Raw genomic sequence first — 14,989 nt, forward strand, 5'->3', positions numbered from 1 at the left:
CCATGCTTTCATTAACCTAGAATTGAAGGAGTAGCAAATGGAAAACAAACTCGGCTTCAAACCAATACCGATGGCGGTGGCCGTGGCGCTTACGCTGTTGATTTGGTTTGTCATTCCCGTGCCGCAGGGCGTTACCCCCAACGCTTGGCACCTGCTGGCGCTGTTTGTGGGCGTGATTGCCGCCATCATCGGCAAAGCCATGCCCATCGGCGCGCTGTCCATCATCGCCATCATGCTGGTGGCCATCACCAAAGTCACCGTGCCCGAGCTTGATCCCGAAGGCAACCCGGTGAAAAACCCGGCCACCGTGGCCATTAAAGACGCCTTGAGCTCGTTTGGCGACCCGCTGATTTGGCTCATCGGTATCTCCATTATGATTTCGCGCGGCATCCTGAAAACCGGGCTGGGCGCACGCATCGGCTACTACTTTATCTCCTTGTTCGGTAAGAAAACGCTGGGTATCGGCTACAGCTTGGCCATTTCCGAGCTGATTCTCGCTCCGGTAACGCCCAGTAATACTGCGCGCGGCGGCGGCATCATCCACCCGATTATGAAATCCATTGCGGGCAGCTTCGATTCCGACCCGGAAAAAGGCACGCAGGGCCGCATCGGTAAATACCTGGCCTTGGTAAACTACCACAGCAACCCGATTACCTCTGCCATGTTCATCACCGCCACCGCGCCCAACCCACTGATCGTGGATCTGATTGCCAAAGCCACCAACTCCGATATCCATCTGAGCTGGGCCACTTGGGCCATTGCCATGTTTGTGCCCGGCTTGGCGGCCATGTTCCTGATGCCCCTGGTGCTGTATTTCTTCTTCCCGCCCGAAATCAAGGAAACCCCGAACGCCTCCCAGTTTGCCAAAGACAAACTGCAAGAGCTGGGCCCGATGAACCGCGGCGAAAAAATCATGCTCGCCATTTTTGCCGTGCTGCTGCTGCTGTGGGCAGGCATTCCGGCCATGATTTTCGGCAAAGCCTACGCCGTGAACGCCACCACCACCGCCTTCCTCGGCCTCTCCCTGCTGCTGCTCACTGGCGTGCTCACCTGGCAGGACATCCTGACTGAAAAAGGCGCGTGGGACACCGTTACCTGGTTCTCCGCCTTGGTGATGATGGCCTCCTTCCTCAACAAGCTCGGCCTGATTGCCTGGCTCTCCAAAATGCTCGAAACCGGCATTGGCGGCATGGGCATGGGCTGGGTAGGCGCCGTTACCCTGCTGCTCTTGGCCTACATGTATGCGCACTACATCTTCGCCAGCACCACCGCGCACATCACCGCCATGCTTGCCGCCTTCTACGCCGCCGGCCTGGCCCTGGGCGCGCCGCCCATACTGTACGCCCTGCTCCTGGCCTGCTCTTCCAGCATCATGATGACCCTCACCCACTACGCCACCGGCACTTCGCCCGTGATCTTCGGCTCCGGCTACACCACCCTGGGCGAATGGTGGAAAGCCGGCTTCATCATGAGCGTGGTGAACCTCGCCGTGTTTGTGGTAATCGGCGGCATCTGGTGGAAAGTGATGGGCTACTGGTAAACCCCAGGCTGAATGCCATTGCTGCTTAGGCAGATAAAAGGCTACCTGAAAACGCAGCGCAGTGAAGTTTCTGCGAAGCTAAAATTTTCAGGTAGCCTTTCTGTATTCCATATCCGGCTTTGCGGCACGGAACCCATCACCAAGCACAGCTTCGGCCTGCCGCCCTCCCGCAGAGGGGAAAATATAGTGGATTAACAAAAATCGGGACAAGGCGGCGAGCCAAGCCGTACCGGTTTTTGTTCATCCACTCTGCGTTTCAGGTAGCCCGAAACCTTAGCACCCTGCTTCATTTCATATCGGCGGGTTTCCTCTCTGCCATTCGCTTGGTTTGATGAACGGATATAGCGAATCAAATTGGCTTTCGATACAAGGCAGCGAGCCGCAGACAGTACAGGGGTACGGCAAGGTGAGCTAACGCCGTAGCGAAAGTTAAGTTGGTTCGCTATAGCGTTTGCGACACAAGATGTTGCCCAAGCTTGAAGGCGCAACCAAGGCTACCTGAAAACGGATTAGCCCAACCCGTTTGCATCAACACATCACTTTTCAGGTAGCCTCATCCTTCCTACATCCATACTGTTTGCACACGCCGCAAAAGCAAAAAAGGCTGCCTGAAAACGAGCTTCGCAAGTTTCTGCGCAGCTAAAAATATTTCAGGTAGCCTTTTCTTTGCGGCCGGGTTACAGCCAAACTGCCCTATCGCTTAGCGGACCACATTCTTGGCCGCCAGCTCGGCGCGCAGTTTTTTGGTTACTGCCATCATCACTTCGAGCTGTTCCAGCGTTTCTTTCCAGCCGCGTGTTTTCAGGCCGCAGTCGGGGTTCACCCACAGGCGTTCCACCGGCACCACTTCCATCGCTTTGCGCAGCAGGCGTTCCACTTCAGCTTCGGTGGGCACGCGCGGGCTGTGGATGTCATACACGCCCGGACCGATGTCGTTCGGGTATTTGAAATCGCCGAACGCGGTCAGCAATTCCATGTCGGAACGCGAAGTTTCGATGGTAATCACGTCGGCATCCATGCTGGCAATGGCGGGCAGGATGTCGTTGAACTCGGAGTAGCACATATGGGTGTGGATTTGGGTGCTGTCGGCCGCGCCAGTGCTTGCAAGGCGGAAGGCTTCGCAGGCCCAGGCCAGGTATTCGTCCCATTGCGCACGTTTCAACGGCATGGCTTCGCGGATGGCGGGCTCGTCGATCTGAATCACTTTGATGCCGGCTTTTTCCAAATCCAGCACTTCATCGTTCAGCGCCAGCGCAATCTGCTTGGCCACCACGCTCAGCGGCACATCGTCGCGCACAAACGACCATTTGAACATGGTTACCGGGCCGGTGAGCATGCCTTTCATCGGGCGCTTGGTGAGGCTTTGCGCGTAGGTGGACCAATACACGGTCATCGGGTTGGGGCGGGACACGTCGCCGAAAATAATCGGCGGTTTCACGCAGCGGCTGCCGTAGCTCTGCACCCAGCCGAACTGGCTGAAGCAGTAGCCGGCGAGCTGCTCGCCGAAGTATTCCACCATGTCGTTGCGCTCGGCTTCGCCGTGCACGGGCACATCCAGCTCCAGTTTCTCTTGGATTTCCACGCAGTAGGCGATTTCTTTCTTCATCGCGGCATCGTAATCGGCAGCGGAGAGCTCGCCTTTTTTAAACGCGGCGCGCGCCTGGCGGATTTCGGTGGTTTGCGGGAAAGAGCCGATGGTGGTGGTGGGCAGCACGGGCAGCTTCATCCATTCCTGCTGCGCCTTGATGCGCACGGCAAACGGCGATTTGCGCTGGTCGGCGCCTTTGGGCAGCTCGGCCACGCGCTTCTGCACGGCGGCATTGTGGATTTTCTTGTTGGTGGCGCGGTCGGCGGCGGCGGCATCGGATTCGGCCAAGGCTGCCTGCACGGCGGCTTTGCCGTGTGCCAGCGCCTGTTTCACCACGCCCAGTTCCACCAGTTTCTGCGCGGCAAAAGCCATCCACGATTTGATTTCGGCATCCAGCTTTTCTTCCACGGCCAAATCCTGCGGGCTGTGCAAGAGCGAGCAGCTCGGGGCAATCCACAAATTGTTGCCAAACTTGGCTTTCACCGGCTCGAGCGTGTCGATGACCTTGCTCAGGTTGGCGCGCCACACGTTGCGGCCGTCAATCAGGCCCACAGACAGCACGCGGTTGTCCGGCCAGCCTTCGGCAAACACGGCCAGCTGCTCGGGCGCACGCACGCAGTCGATGTGCACACCGTGCACGGGCAGGGATTTGAGCAGGTTCAAATGTTCGGCCACAGAAGCGAAATACGTGCCGATCACAATGCGCACGCCGGTGTTGGCCAGCTCTTTATACACAGGCTCAAACGCGCCCAGCCAATGTTGGTCGGCTTCAGCGGCCAAAATCGGCTCGTCGATCTGAATCCAATCCACGCCTTCAGCAGCCAGCTCGCGCAACAGCTGCGCATAAGCGGGCAGCAGCTTGGGCAGCAGCAGGTCTTTGATGCGGCAGGAAATGCCTTCTTTTTTCTTGCCCAACCAAGCCAAGGTAACCGGGCCCACCAGCGTGGGCTTGATGTCGTAGCCCTGCGCTTTGGCTTCTTTGATTTGTGCAATCAGGTTTTTGGCGTTTACCTTAAATTCGGTGTCGGCCGACCATTCGGGCACGATGAAGTGGTAGTTGGTGTCGAACCACTTGGTCATTTCCATAGCAAACTGGGTGGCATTGCCGCGCGCCAGTTGGAAATATTCGGGCAGGGTCAGATTGGCTGCGTCGAAGCCGAAGCGCGTGGGGATACCGCCCAAAGTGCAGAGCAGATCCAGCACGTGGTCGTAGAAAGAAAAATCGCCCACCGGCAGCAAATCGGCGCCGGCGGCTTTCTGTGCGGCCCAGTTGGCACGGCGGATGTCGGCAGCCACTTGTTGTAGCTCGGCCTCGGATTTCGCGCCTTTCCAAAAGGCTTCAACGGCAAATTTCAGCTCGCGCTTGGCGCCGATGCGCGGGTAGCCGGAAAGATGTACGGTGTTCATCACAACTCCTTCTAATGGTTTGCAAAACGGAAAATGTTTAGGAAACGAGTAAAATTTCTCAGGGGGCGAGTTTGCGGCAGGGCGCGGCAAGATGCAAGCGATAAATTTGCCGGACTGCATGAATAAATTTCATATAACCTGCATTTCCAGCCGCTTAGCCACTATTGAAAATTTTAGATTACCCATTATGCATCAAAGCACTAAATTACACAAAGCCATTTTCGTTTAGCACATGCCGTTGCCGCCCAATCGGTTTTATAAATATTTTTTTAATAGATAGAAGGAAAAAATCTAAGACAGCAGAGCGGCGGATTGATTTTTCAGGTAGCCTCTTCGCCTGTTTGAGGCTACCTGAAAAAATACGGCGAGCCCGTTTGCCCGCTCCACGCAAGGAAAGCGCTGCAACAGCCCGCCCGCGCCGGCAAAATAATGCTGGCAAAAACGTCGGAAATCCAGTATAGTTCGCACTCTTGAACCGGAAGCGTGGCAGAGCGGTTTAATGCAGCGGTCTTGAAAACCGTCGTGGGTTAGGCCCACCGTGAGTTCGAATCTCACCGCTTCCGCCAAATTGAAAAAACCCTTCGTTTCGAAACGAAGGGTTTTTGTTTGCCCACCCTATTTTAAGGCTACCTGAAAACTATTTTTCAGGTAGCCTTTTCACATTCTCAAGCAACATAGAACCCTCCTGTGAAACCAAGCATGGCGTATTTGGCGCAGATGGTTGGGTTGCGCCTTTCTCTGCTGGCGCAGCCGAACGGAGCGCGGTTTTTCGGGGAACAAGGGCTTGCATGTTCGAAGCGGCGCAGCCACAAGTTGCGAGCCCGCCCGAAAAATTGCGCGGAGTGAGGGAAGTTTGGCGAAGCCAACCCTGTGCCCGCAGTCGTCTTTCTTTTGCCTACTTTTCTTTGACGAAGCAAAGAAAAGTAGGTGCCCGCGCCGGCATGAGGCGCAAGGGTGAACAAAGCAAAACCGATAACGGCTACCTGAAATTGATATCAGCCTGAAACTCAACTTAATCCTGCGTGAGCAGAAAGCATTCGCCCAGTTTTGTAGGCAATTCTGTTTTCGGCAGACCTATTTTTCAGGTAGCCTTTCTGCCTCTATCCGTCCAGCCCCTGTTGTACCATCTCGGCGGCGCGCAATACGGCGCGGGCTTTGTTTTGCGTTTCCTGCCACTCGGCTTCTTCTTCGGAATCGGCCACGATGCCGCCGCCACTTTGCACGTAGAGCGTGCCGTTTTTAATCACGGCGGTGCGGATGGCGATGGCTAAATCCATGTCTTGATTGAAGCTCCAGTTGCCCACGGCGCCGCCGTAGATGCAGCGTTTGGCGGGCTCGAGCTCTTCGATGATTTCCAGCGCGCGCATTTTGGGGGCGCCGGAAAGCGTACCTGCAGGGAAGGTGGCGACGAGGATTTCCATATTGCCCACGCCGGGCTTGAGCTCGCCTTCCACGTTGGACACGATGTGCATCACGTGCGAATAGCGCTCGATCACCATTTTATCGGTTACTTTCACGCTGCCGGTTTGGCTGATGCGCCCCACGTCGTTGCGGCCGAGGTCGATGAGCATAACGTGTTCGGCGGTTTCTTTTTCGTCGGCCAAAAGCTCGGCGGCGTGGGCGGCGTCTTCGGCGGGGGTGGCGCCGCGCAGGCGGGTGCCGGCGATGGGGCGCACGGTAACGCTGTTTTGCTCGCGCCGCACGAGGATTTCAGGCGAGGAGCCGACCACGTGGAAATCGCCGAAGTCGTAGTAAAACAGATAGGGCGAGGGGTTGAGCGTGCGCAGGGCGCGGTAGAGGCTGAGGGGCTTGTCGGCGAAGGGCAGGCTCATGCGCTGGCTGGGCACCACCTGCATGCAGTCGCCGTCTAAAATATATTGGCGGATGCGGCGCACGTATTCTTTATAGCGCGCTTCGCCGGTTTCGTGCTGCGGCCGGGTGGGCGAGCTGCCGAGGGAGAGCGGCAGGGCCACGCTTTGGCGCAGCTGCTCGCGCAACTCTTCCAGGCGCGCGCGGGCTTTCAGGTAGCCTGCTTCGTCTTCGGCGGGGTCCGCATACACGATGAGGTGGATTTTGCCGCTGAGGTTGTCTACCACGGCGAGCTCTTCGGAGAGCATGAGCAGGATGTCGGGCGTGCCGACGGGGTCGGCTTTCGCAGGCTGTTTGAGGCGGTGGGCGATGTGCTCGAAGTGGTAGATGGTTTCGTAGCCGAAGTAGCCCACCAGGCCGCCGATAAAACGCGGCAGGCCGGGGATTTCGGGCACTTGGTAGCGGGCGTGGAACTGCTCGATGAAGGGCAGCGGGTTGCCGTCGTGTTGTTCGACAATCCGGCCGTTTTCATACACATCCACATGGCGGCCGCTGGCTTGCAGATAGGTGCGGCAGGGCAGGCCGATAAAGGAATAGCGGCCGAAACGCTCGCCGCCCACCACGGATTCGAGCAGGTAGCTGAAGGGGCGGTTGGCAAGCTTGAGGTAGATCGAGAGCGGGGTGTCCAAATCGGCCAGCAGCTCTTGCACCAGCGGGATGCGGTTGTAGCCGGCGGCGGCTTGTTTGCGGAATTGTTGCAGGGTGATCATGGTGTTTGGGAATTGGGATAGGTGGAAGGCTACCTGAAAAATTGAAGGCTACCTGAAAAATCACACAAAAGGCTACCTGAAAACCTTGTGCCAAGCATTTTCAGGTAGCCTTTATCACGCGCTTACTCTTCGGGCTGTTCGCCGTCGGTTTCGTCGCGCTGGCCTTCGGTGATCTCGATATTGATGCCGACTTCCTGGCGGATTTTCGCTTCGATTTCGGCGGCCACTTCGGGGTTTTCTTTCAGCCACACGCGCACGTTGTCTTTGCCTTGGCCGATTTTGTCGCCGTTGTAGCTATACCATGCGCCGGATTTTTTGATGATGCCGATTTTGTCACCCCAGTCGATCAGCTCACCTTCGCGGCTCACGCCTTCGCCGTAGAGAATATCGAACTCGGCTTGGCGGAACGGCGGGGCAACCTTGTTTTTAATCACTTTCACGCGGGTTTCGTTGCCCAGGATGTCGTCACCCTTTTTAATCTGGCCGATGCGGCGGATGTCGAGGCGCACGGAAGCGTAGAACTTGAGCGCGTTGCCGCCGGTGGTGGTTTCCGGGCTGCCGAACATCACGCCGATCTTCATGCGGATTTGGTTGATGAACACCACCAAGGTGTTGGTTTTCTTAATGTGGCCGGTGAGCTTGCGCAAGGCCTGGCTCATCAGGCGGGCTTGCAGGCCCACGTGGCTATCGCCCATCTCGCCTTCGATTTCCGCCTTGGGCACCAGCGCCGCCACGGAATCGATCACCACCATGTCCACGCCGCCGGAGCGCACCAGCATATCGCAGATTTCCAGCGCCTGCTCGCCCGTGTCCGGCTGCGACACCATCAGCTCTTCCACCTTCACGCCCAGCTTGCGCGCGTAAATCGGGTCGAAGGCGTTTTCCGCGTCGATAAAGGCGCACACGCCGCCGTTTTTCTGGCACTGTGCGATGGTTTCCAAACACAGCGTGGTTTTGCCGGAAGACTCGGGGCCGAAGATTTCCACAATGCGCCCGCGCGGCAAACCGCCCACGCCCAGCGCCAAATCCACGCCCAGCGAACCGGTGGACACCACTTCCAAGTTTTCATCCTGGTGGCTGCCATCCATCTTCATGATGGCGCCTTTGCCGAAATTCTTTTCAATCTGCGCCAGCGCCGCAGCCAGCGCCTTGGCCTTGGATTCTGCCGGCGACAGGTCTTTATCTGCCTTGCTCTTTGCTTCTGCCATAATCATTCCCTAATATCTGAAGTGTGAATAAATCGGGCGGATTATCGCACAAAGCACCGCCGCTGTGTTCGCCTTGCCGCCGCCGAAACTTGAGCGCCCCGCCCGATGCTGGCAATATAGCGCTATTTTCACACCCGCACCGAATATGAGCACCTCCAATCCCCAACAAGCACACCCGCGCAGCATCAAATCCTTCGTGCTGCGCCAAGGCCACATGACCCCCGCCCAACAGCGCGCCATCGACGAAAACTGGCCGCGCTTCGGCCTCGACTTCCAAAACGCGCCCCTCGATTTAAACGCCGCCTTCGGCCGCGCAGCCCCCAAAATCCTCGAAATCGGCTTCGGCATGGGCACCGCCACCGCCGAAATCGCCCAAAGGCTACCTGAAAAAGACTTCCTCGCCATCGACGTGCACGGCCCCGGCGTGGGCAATTTGTGCAAACTCATTGCCGAGCAGGGCATCGCCAACATCGGCGTGATGCGGCACGACGCCGTGGAAGTGGTGGAAACCATGCTGGCCGAAGGCAGCCTGGCCGGCATCCACATCTTCTTCCCCGACCCCTGGCACAAAAAACGCCACCACAAACGCCGCCTCATCCAGCCCCCCTTCGTGGCCAAACTGCTGCCCAAGCTCCAAAGCGGCGGCTATCTGCACCTGGCAACCGATTGGGAAGAATACGCCGCCCAAATGCTCGAAGTGCTCGGCAGCTTCCCCGAGCTGCAAAACACTGCCGAAACCTACGCCCCCACCCCCGCCTACCGCCCCGAAACCAAATTCGAAGCCCGTGGCAAACGCCTCGGCCACGGCGTGTGGGACCTGGTGTTCACCAAACGCTGACAAACCGACACGCACACATCCAACGATTACCCCCGGACAAACCCAAAGCTTGCCCGGGCTTCAAACCGTGTTTTTTGTTCACCCGAAAGGAGATACACCATGAAACCGATTTACCTCGCCGCCCTCCTGCTCGCCGCCTGCGCCGCGCACCCCGCCGATTCCGCAGCCAACGCGCCCGCTCCCGCTCCCGCTCCCGCCGCGCAGGCCGAGCAGCCGCCGCTGGCCGGCCAATGGCGCATCACCCGCATCGGACAAACCCGCCCCGCCCCCCGCAGCCTGCTGCGCTTCAACCCCGAAGCCCAACGCTTCAACGCCAACGTCGGCTGCAACACCTTGGGCGGCAGCTACCGCCAACAAGGCCATGCCCTGAACTTCGGCGAAACCGTTACCACCCTGATGGGCTGCCCGCAAGCCATCCATCTGCAAGAGCGCCGGCTTGCCGAAAACGTGCTGCCCAACGTGGCCGCCTACCGCCTCGCCAACGGCCGGCTGGAGCTGCTCGACAGCGCCAACCGCGTCTTGCTGCAAGCCGTGCCCACACGTTAGCCTGCCAAGTGTGATCGGCCGATAAAAAGGCTACCTGAAAATGAGCAACGCGGATTTCTGCGAATCCAAAATTTTCAGGTAGCCTTTTGCCGTGCCGCGTGCAGGCCGTGCATCCATACCCGGCCTGCCGAAAATTTTTCAGGTAGCCCCAAAGGCTACCTGAAAACTTGAACGCAAGCGAAACCCAAACGCCTCAATCTCCCCCGTTCACCACCCCGCCCACAAAAGCCTCGGTCTTATCCTTGAGCAGGAAGCGGGCGGAGGGGTCGGCGGCTTCTTCGGCGGTGAGCGCGAGCGGCGCGGAGCAGTCGGCGCGCACGATGATTTCGGGCATGGAAACAATGCGCCACAGCGAAGTGAAGAGGCTGGTGTTGCCCGCATAGGCGGGGCCGATGCTGCGTTTGCCCGCCGCATCGCAATAGCGCAGCGCCACGGCCACGGCGGGCAAGCCGCTATCAAGCGCAGATTGGAACAGCGCGGCCTTAAACGGCAGGGTGCCCGTGCCTTCCGAGGCTTTGGTTTCGGGGAAGAACGACACGCTGTGCCCCGCCGTGAGCGAGCGCACGATGGCTTCGTTTACCGGCGCCACGTCGTTGCGGCTGTTGCGGTTGATAAACACCGCGCCGGTGCGCGCCACCACGGCGCCGATAATCGGCCAGGAGCGGATTTCGCGCTTGGCGATAAACACGGTGGGATACATGGCCATCAAAATCATCGGGTCGAGCCAGGAAACGTGGTTGGCCGCGCCGAGAAACACGAGCGGAAACGGCGGGTTGGCCGGGTTGGCTTCAATGCGGATGTGCAACACTTTCAGCATGCTGCGCGCGAGCCGCTGCATCACGTCTTTGCTGTGCTGGTTGTATTCGCGCAGGCGAAACAGGCTCACGGCGGTGAGGAAAAACCAGCACAGCAGGTGCAGCAGGCGGAAGAGGCGGGTGAAGAGGGAAGTGGGTTGTGTGTTCATCATTATTGGTGTAGGAAGTGGCAAAAGGCTACCTGAAAAATCAGGCTACCTGAAAACATTTCAGCGCTGGCACTGCGGGCAATAAAAACTACTGCGCTGGCCGAGCACCTGCCGCGCAATCGGCGTGCCGCACGCCCGGCAGGGCTCGCCTTCGCGGCCGTACACATTATATTGCTGCTGGAAATAGCCGCTTTGGCCGTCGCTGTGTAGGAAATCGCGCAGGCTGCTGCCGCCGGCTTCCAGCGCCCGTTGCAGCACGCTGCGGATTTCGGCCACTAGGCGGCGGCACTCCTCAGCGGAAACGCGGTCGGCGCGGCGCGTGGGCAGGATGCCGGCGGCAAACAGCGCTTCGTTGGCATAAATATTGCCCACGCCCACCACGATTTTGTTGTCCATCAGCGCGGTTTTCACGGCGCTTTTGCGGCGCGAGAGCGCGGTTTTCAGGTAGCCTGCGGTGAATTCGTCTTGCAGCGGCTCGGGGCCCAGGTGCTGCAACAGCGGATGTTGCTCGGCAGCGCCGGCAAACCACAGCACGGCGCCGAAACGGCGCGGGTCGCGCAGGCGCAGCACGGTGTGGTCGGCGGTGATGATGTCGAGGTGGTCGTGTTTTTCCGGCGGCGGCGCGCTGCCATCCGGATACACGCGCAGGCTGCCCGACATGCCCAAATGCAGCAGCATCACGCCGTGGGCAAACTCAAACAGCAAATACTTGGCGCGGCGGCGGATGTGCACAATGCGGCTGCCGGCAAGCTGCTGCGCCAAATCGGGCGGCACCGGCCAGCGCAGCTTGGGCTGGCGCACCACCACTTCGGCCACGGTTTTGCCCTGCATATAGGGCTGGATGCCGCGGCGGGTGGTTTCAACTTCGGGCAATTCGGGCATGGCGGGATGGGTGGAAATGGGCGGGAGGGGAAGTTTAGACCGTTTGCGCGGTTTAGGCTACCTGAAACGATGTCTCAGAGAAGCTAAAGCGTCAGCTTCAACGCAGTTAAATAAGGCTTGGAAATTTTTCAGGTAGCTCCTGCTTGCGTCGAAGGCTACCTGAAAACAATCCACTGAAACTACTGCCGCTGCTGCGCCGCCTGCTGCTGCCGCCATTTGGCGCGGTGCTCGGGCTCGTAGGCGAGGTTCATGATGGTTAGCCCGGCCATGCCGCCGTTTGCTTCGGCGGGCACAACGAAGGCAAACAAATCGCCGCGTTTAAACTGCCGCGTGCCCGTCTCGTCCACAGCCTTCTGCCGCTCCTCGGCTGTGGAGAACATCCCGCTGTTTAAAATGGCAAACTCCTGCTCCGTGAGCCGCGGATACGGCGCAAAGCCGATCTCCTCCAAATCGCGCGCAAAAGCGGCAACATCATTGTCGGCACGCAGCAGCACCAACATTTGCAGCACCTTGCTGTCGCCGTCGAACACCAAAGATTGCTGCGCGGCATGGCCGCGGATTTCGCGCTGATACACTTCAATCGCGCCGGAATCGCCGGCAAGCATCCGATTGCCGAAACGCATATAGCCGCCGTTGAACCGCTGCAAATCGGGATACCGCTCCTTCGCCTGCTCCAGCGTGGTTTTGCCCACCGCCACATTTTGCAGAATCGGTGCAGACAGCGCGGCCGGCGCGCCGCTTTGTTCGGTAGGCACAGAATCTGCCGAGCCCCCGTTTGTATTCATCTCGCAGGCACACAGCCCCGCCAACAGCGGCAGCAGCAGGGCGATTTTGATTTTGGCGGCAACAGTCATGGCAATCCTTGCAATGGGTATCCATCGAAGCCGCCACCATACAAGATAAAGCCCGGCGGGGCAACGTTGCCGCGCAGGCTCAGCTTCCGAAAGCACGGCACCATTTTTCAGGTAGCCTTTAGCGCGGCAAGAGGCTACCTGAAAAAATATCCGGCAACCCACCCAACGCGGTAAAATCCCCGTTTTGCACGCCGCCCCCTTCACTATGCACCTCATCCTCGCCCCCATGCAGGGCCTGCTCGACCCCGTTATGCGCCACCTCCTCACCCGCATCGGCGGCTACAACGAATGCGTTACCGAATTCGTGCGCATCACCCACACCCTCCACTCCCGCGCCACCTGGCGGCGCCACATGCCCGAAATCGACCACGATTGCCGCACCCCCGCCGGCACCCCCTGCACCCTCCAGCTCCTCGGCAGCGACCCCGAAAACATGGCCGCCAACGCCTGCGCCGCCGCAGCCGCCGGCGCCCGCAAAATCGACCTCAACTTCGGCTGCCCCGCCCCCACCGTAAACAAACATCAAGGCGGCGCCATCCTCCTGCGCGAGCTCGAACGCATCCGCCAAATCGTCTCCACCGTGCGCCAAAGGCTACCTGAAAACATCCCCCTCACCACCAAAATGCGCCTTGGCTACGACAGCGACCACCTCGCCATCGAATGCGCCCAAGCCATCGCCCAAGGCGGAGCCGCCGCCCTCGCCGTGCACGCCCGCACCAAAACCCAAGGCTACCGCCCGCCCGCACACTGGCCGCAAATCGCCCGCATCCGCCAAGCCGTATCCATCCCCGTGATTGCCAACGGCGACGTATTCAGCCTGGCCGACTACCTCGCCATCCGCCAAAGCAGCGGCTGCAAAGCGTCATGCTCGGCGCGGCGCCGTCATCACCCCGACCTCGGCCGCCAATCGCCCGCCACAACCAAGGCCTCCCGCCCGATCCCGCCCCTTTTGCCGACTACCTCGTTTGGATGCGCCAATTCTTCCAGCTCTGCCGCCAAGAAGCCGGCGACACCCCTACCCGTCGCCCGCCTCAAACAATGGCTCGGTATGATGAAACCCCACCACCCCAGGCCGAACAGCTCTTCGCCCAGCTGCGCACCTCCCCACCCCGCCGAAGTCGAACACCTATTGGAACACTACCCGGCCAACTGACACACAGGCTACCTGAAAACGAGTGCAGCGAGTTTTGCCAAAACAACGCAGTACCCTGCCTTCAGAAGCTCCGTTTTAGCTTCGCAGAAACTCCACTTCCTTCGGAAGCTCCGTTTTCAGGTAGTCTCATATTCCGCCATGCCCACACTCCGCCGCCTCATCCGCCGCAGCCTTCTCAGCCTCGCCGCCCTGCTCCTGCTCTACGGCGCCGCCGTTTGGCTGCTGCCCCACATCAAAAGCCCCGGCCACGCAGAAGGCGAGCCCGAAATCACCGTTTGGCTGCTCTCCAACGGCGTGCACACCGACATCGTCGTCCCCGCCGTAAGCAGCGAAGCCGACTGGCGGGCCGTGTTCCCCGCCGAGCACACCCGCAGCCAAGAATACACCCCCTGGCTCGCCATCGGCCTCGGCGACAAAAACTTCTACCTCACCACCCCCACCTGGGCCGACCTCCGCCCCGGCACCGCCCTCAAAGCCGCCACCGGCCTCTCCAGCAACGCCGTCCACGCCACCTACCTGCACAGCCTCGAAGGCTGCGCCCGCTGCGCCCCCATCCGCATCAGCCGCCCCCAATACCGCCGCCTCGTTGCCTACATCCGCCAAAGCCTGCAATGGCACAACGGCCGCACCCGCCCCATCCCCACTCATCTGGTATACGGCGATCACGACGCCTTCTACGAAGCCACCGGCAGCTACAGCCTCTTCTACACCTGCAACACCTGGACCAACAACGCCCTCAAAACCATGGGCAGCGACGCCGCCCTCTGGACCATCACCGAACAAGGCATCTTCCTGCACCACCCGCCCCAGGACACACCCCCGCCGTAAAACCACCTCAACCAGCCTTACCGCAGCCCTATTTTCAGGTAGCCTCCATCCCCGGCTAAGGCTACCTGAAAACCGTGTCAACCCGTTTTCAGGTAGCCTTTTATTTCGATTTCGTTAGCGGGAAACTAGCGCTCCAAATACCGCTTCATCAGCATCAGCGCAAAACGCACGGCCTGGGCGCGCACGGCGGCGCGGTCGCCTTGGAAACGCTGTTCTTTCGCCCAAATGCGCTGCTTGGTGGCCAGGCCGAACCACACCGTGCCCACGGGCTTGCCTTCGCTGCCGCCGTCGGGGCCGGCGATGCCGGAAATGCTCAGGGCGTAGTCGGCTTTGGTGGCGATGAGCGCGCCCAGCGCCATTTCGCGCACGGTTTCTTCGCTCACGGCGCCGTAGTGGCTGAGGGTGGCGGCGTTCACGTTCAGCAGCTGCTGTTTGGCGTGGTTGCTGTAGGTAACGAAGCCGGTTTCAAACCAGGCGGAGCTGCCGGGCAGGCGGGTGAGCTCGGCGGCAAGCTGGCCGCCGGTGCAGGATTCGGCACAGGTGATGGTTTCGCCGCGTTCGGCCAGCTTTTGGGTAACTTCTTGCAGCAGGGTGTCCATGGT

13 protein-coding genes and 1 tRNA gene are annotated in these 14,989 nt (G+C 59.7%); 7 read left to right on the plus strand and 7 right to left on the minus strand.

The features are described 5' to 3' along the window. The first annotated feature begins 37 nt into the window (after positions 1-37). Complete coding sequence (locus tag LG371_RS05990) at positions 38-1,540, plus strand: DASS family sodium-coupled anion symporter (RefSeq protein ID WP_225748004.1); 1,503 nt, start codon at positions 38-40, stop codon at positions 1,538-1,540. Positions 1,541-2,240: 700 nt separating this feature from the next. Here LG371_RS05990 and metE read toward each other — a convergent pair. Then, positions 2,241-4,535 carry a 5-methyltetrahydropteroyltriglutamate--homocysteine S-methyltransferase gene (metE, locus tag LG371_RS05995; RefSeq protein ID WP_225748005.1) on the minus strand — a complete coding sequence of 765 codons (2,295 nt, stop codon included), beginning with the start codon at positions 4,533-4,535 and terminating at the stop codon, positions 2,241-2,243. 477 nt (positions 4,536-5,012) lie between these two features. Between metE and LG371_RS06000 the strand changes: the two genes are divergently transcribed. Continuing rightward, a tRNA-Ser gene (locus LG371_RS06000) sits at positions 5,013-5,101 on the plus strand. Between the two features lie 36 nt (positions 5,102-5,137). Continuing rightward, complete coding sequence (locus LG371_RS06005; protein ID WP_225748006.1) at positions 5,138-5,539, plus strand: hypothetical protein; 402 nt, start codon at positions 5,138-5,140, stop codon at positions 5,537-5,539. 96 nt (positions 5,540-5,635) lie between these two features. On the opposite strand, the gene trpE is transcribed toward LG371_RS06005, so the two are convergent. Beyond that, the gene (gene trpE / locus LG371_RS06010; protein ID WP_225748007.1) at positions 5,636-7,114 is read right to left on the minus strand and encodes an anthranilate synthase component I; all 1,479 of its coding nucleotides are present in this window, start codon (positions 7,112-7,114) and stop codon (positions 5,636-5,638) included. 122 nt (positions 7,115-7,236) lie between these two features. Then, complete coding sequence (recA, locus tag LG371_RS06015; RefSeq protein WP_067595283.1) at positions 7,237-8,322, minus strand: recombinase RecA; 1,086 nt, start codon at positions 8,320-8,322, stop codon at positions 7,237-7,239. Between the two features lie 145 nt (positions 8,323-8,467). Here recA and trmB point away from each other — a divergent pair, with 145 nt between their 5' ends. Together trmB and LG371_RS06025 are read left to right on the plus strand one after the other, a co-directional pair. Beyond that, on the plus strand, positions 8,468-9,160 hold the full coding sequence (gene trmB, locus LG371_RS06020) for a tRNA (guanosine(46)-N7)-methyltransferase TrmB (protein WP_225748008.1): 693 nt from the start codon (positions 8,468-8,470) through the stop codon (positions 9,158-9,160). A 99-nt stretch (positions 9,161-9,259) separates the two neighbouring features. Beyond that, positions 9,260-9,706, plus strand: a complete 447-nt coding sequence (locus LG371_RS06025) for an META domain-containing protein (protein ID WP_225748009.1) — start codon at positions 9,260-9,262, stop codon at positions 9,704-9,706. Positions 9,707-9,899: 193 nt separating this feature from the next. Here LG371_RS06025 and LG371_RS06030 read toward each other — a convergent pair whose 3' ends face one another. The 3 genes from LG371_RS06030 to LG371_RS06040 all read right to left on the minus strand — a co-directional run bounded on the left by LG371_RS06030 (position 9,900) and on the right by LG371_RS06040 (position 12,406). Then, positions 9,900-10,673, minus strand: coding sequence for a 1-acyl-sn-glycerol-3-phosphate acyltransferase (locus LG371_RS06030; RefSeq protein ID WP_225748010.1), 774 nt, complete (start codon positions 10,671-10,673; stop codon positions 9,900-9,902). 57 nt (positions 10,674-10,730) lie between these two features. Then, complete coding sequence (gene mutM, locus LG371_RS06035; protein WP_225748011.1) at positions 10,731-11,552, minus strand: bifunctional DNA-formamidopyrimidine glycosylase/DNA-(apurinic or apyrimidinic site) lyase; 822 nt, start codon at positions 11,550-11,552, stop codon at positions 10,731-10,733. 179 nt (positions 11,553-11,731) lie between these two features. After that, complete coding sequence (locus LG371_RS06040) at positions 11,732-12,406, minus strand: hypothetical protein (RefSeq protein WP_225748012.1); 675 nt, start codon at positions 12,404-12,406, stop codon at positions 11,732-11,734. A 184-nt stretch (positions 12,407-12,590) separates the two neighbouring features. On the opposite strand from LG371_RS06040, the gene LG371_RS06045 reads away from it, so the two are divergent. Both LG371_RS06045 and LG371_RS06050 read left to right on the plus strand, forming a co-directional pair. After that, a complete protein-coding gene (locus LG371_RS06045; RefSeq protein ID WP_370632658.1) occupies positions 12,591-13,559 on the plus strand; it encodes a tRNA dihydrouridine synthase in 969 nt (322 codons plus the stop codon). 138 nt (positions 13,560-13,697) lie between these two features. Further along, a complete protein-coding gene (locus tag LG371_RS06050; RefSeq protein ID WP_225748013.1) occupies positions 13,698-14,387 on the plus strand; it encodes a TIGR02117 family protein in 690 nt (229 codons plus the stop codon). A gap of 125 nt (positions 14,388-14,512) precedes the next feature. Here the strand turns inward: LG371_RS06050 and pncC are convergent, their stop codons facing one another. Continuing rightward, complete coding sequence (gene pncC, locus LG371_RS06055; RefSeq protein ID WP_225748014.1) at positions 14,513-14,986, minus strand: nicotinamide-nucleotide amidase; 474 nt, start codon at positions 14,984-14,986, stop codon at positions 14,513-14,515. Between the last annotated feature and the right edge of the window lie 3 nt (positions 14,987-14,989).

Origin of the sequence: Eikenella sp. Marseille-P7795 (genome assembly GCF_916618725.1) — a bacterium.
GTDB lineage: Bacteria > Pseudomonadota > Gammaproteobacteria > Burkholderiales > Neisseriaceae > Eikenella > Eikenella longinqua.

What these genes read in the sequence shown, in the direction of transcription:
- LG371_RS06030 (WP_225748010.1), bottom strand. Translation starts at nt 10,673, where the DNA reads ATGATGAACACACAACCCACTTCCCTCTTCACCCGCCTCTTCCGCCTG.
- recA (WP_067595283.1), bottom strand. Translation starts at nt 8,322, where the DNA reads ATGGCAGAAGCAAAGAGCAAGGCAGATAAAGACCTGTCGCCGGCAGAA.
- LG371_RS05990 (WP_225748004.1), top strand. Translation starts at nt 38, where the DNA reads ATGGAAAACAAACTCGGCTTCAAACCAATACCGATGGCGGTGGCCGTG.
- metE (WP_225748005.1), bottom strand. Translation starts at nt 4,535, where the DNA reads ATGAACACCGTACATCTTTCCGGCTACCCGCGCATCGGCGCCAAGCGC.
- pncC (WP_225748014.1), bottom strand. Translation starts at nt 14,986, where the DNA reads ATGGACACCCTGCTGCAAGAAGTTACCCAAAAGCTGGCCGAACGCGGC.
- LG371_RS06025 (WP_225748009.1), top strand. Translation starts at nt 9,260, where the DNA reads ATGAAACCGATTTACCTCGCCGCCCTCCTGCTCGCCGCCTGCGCCGCG.
- mutM (WP_225748011.1), bottom strand. Translation starts at nt 11,552, where the DNA reads ATGCCCGAATTGCCCGAAGTTGAAACCACCCGCCGCGGCATCCAGCCC.
- LG371_RS06050 (WP_225748013.1), top strand. Translation starts at nt 13,698, where the DNA reads ATGCCCACACTCCGCCGCCTCATCCGCCGCAGCCTTCTCAGCCTCGCC.
- trmB (WP_225748008.1), top strand. Translation starts at nt 8,468, where the DNA reads ATGAGCACCTCCAATCCCCAACAAGCACACCCGCGCAGCATCAAATCC.
- LG371_RS06040 (WP_225748012.1), bottom strand. Translation starts at nt 12,406, where the DNA reads ATGACTGTTGCCGCCAAAATCAAAATCGCCCTGCTGCTGCCGCTGTTG.
- trpE (WP_225748007.1), bottom strand. Translation starts at nt 7,114, where the DNA reads ATGATCACCCTGCAACAATTCCGCAAACAAGCCGCCGCCGGCTACAAC.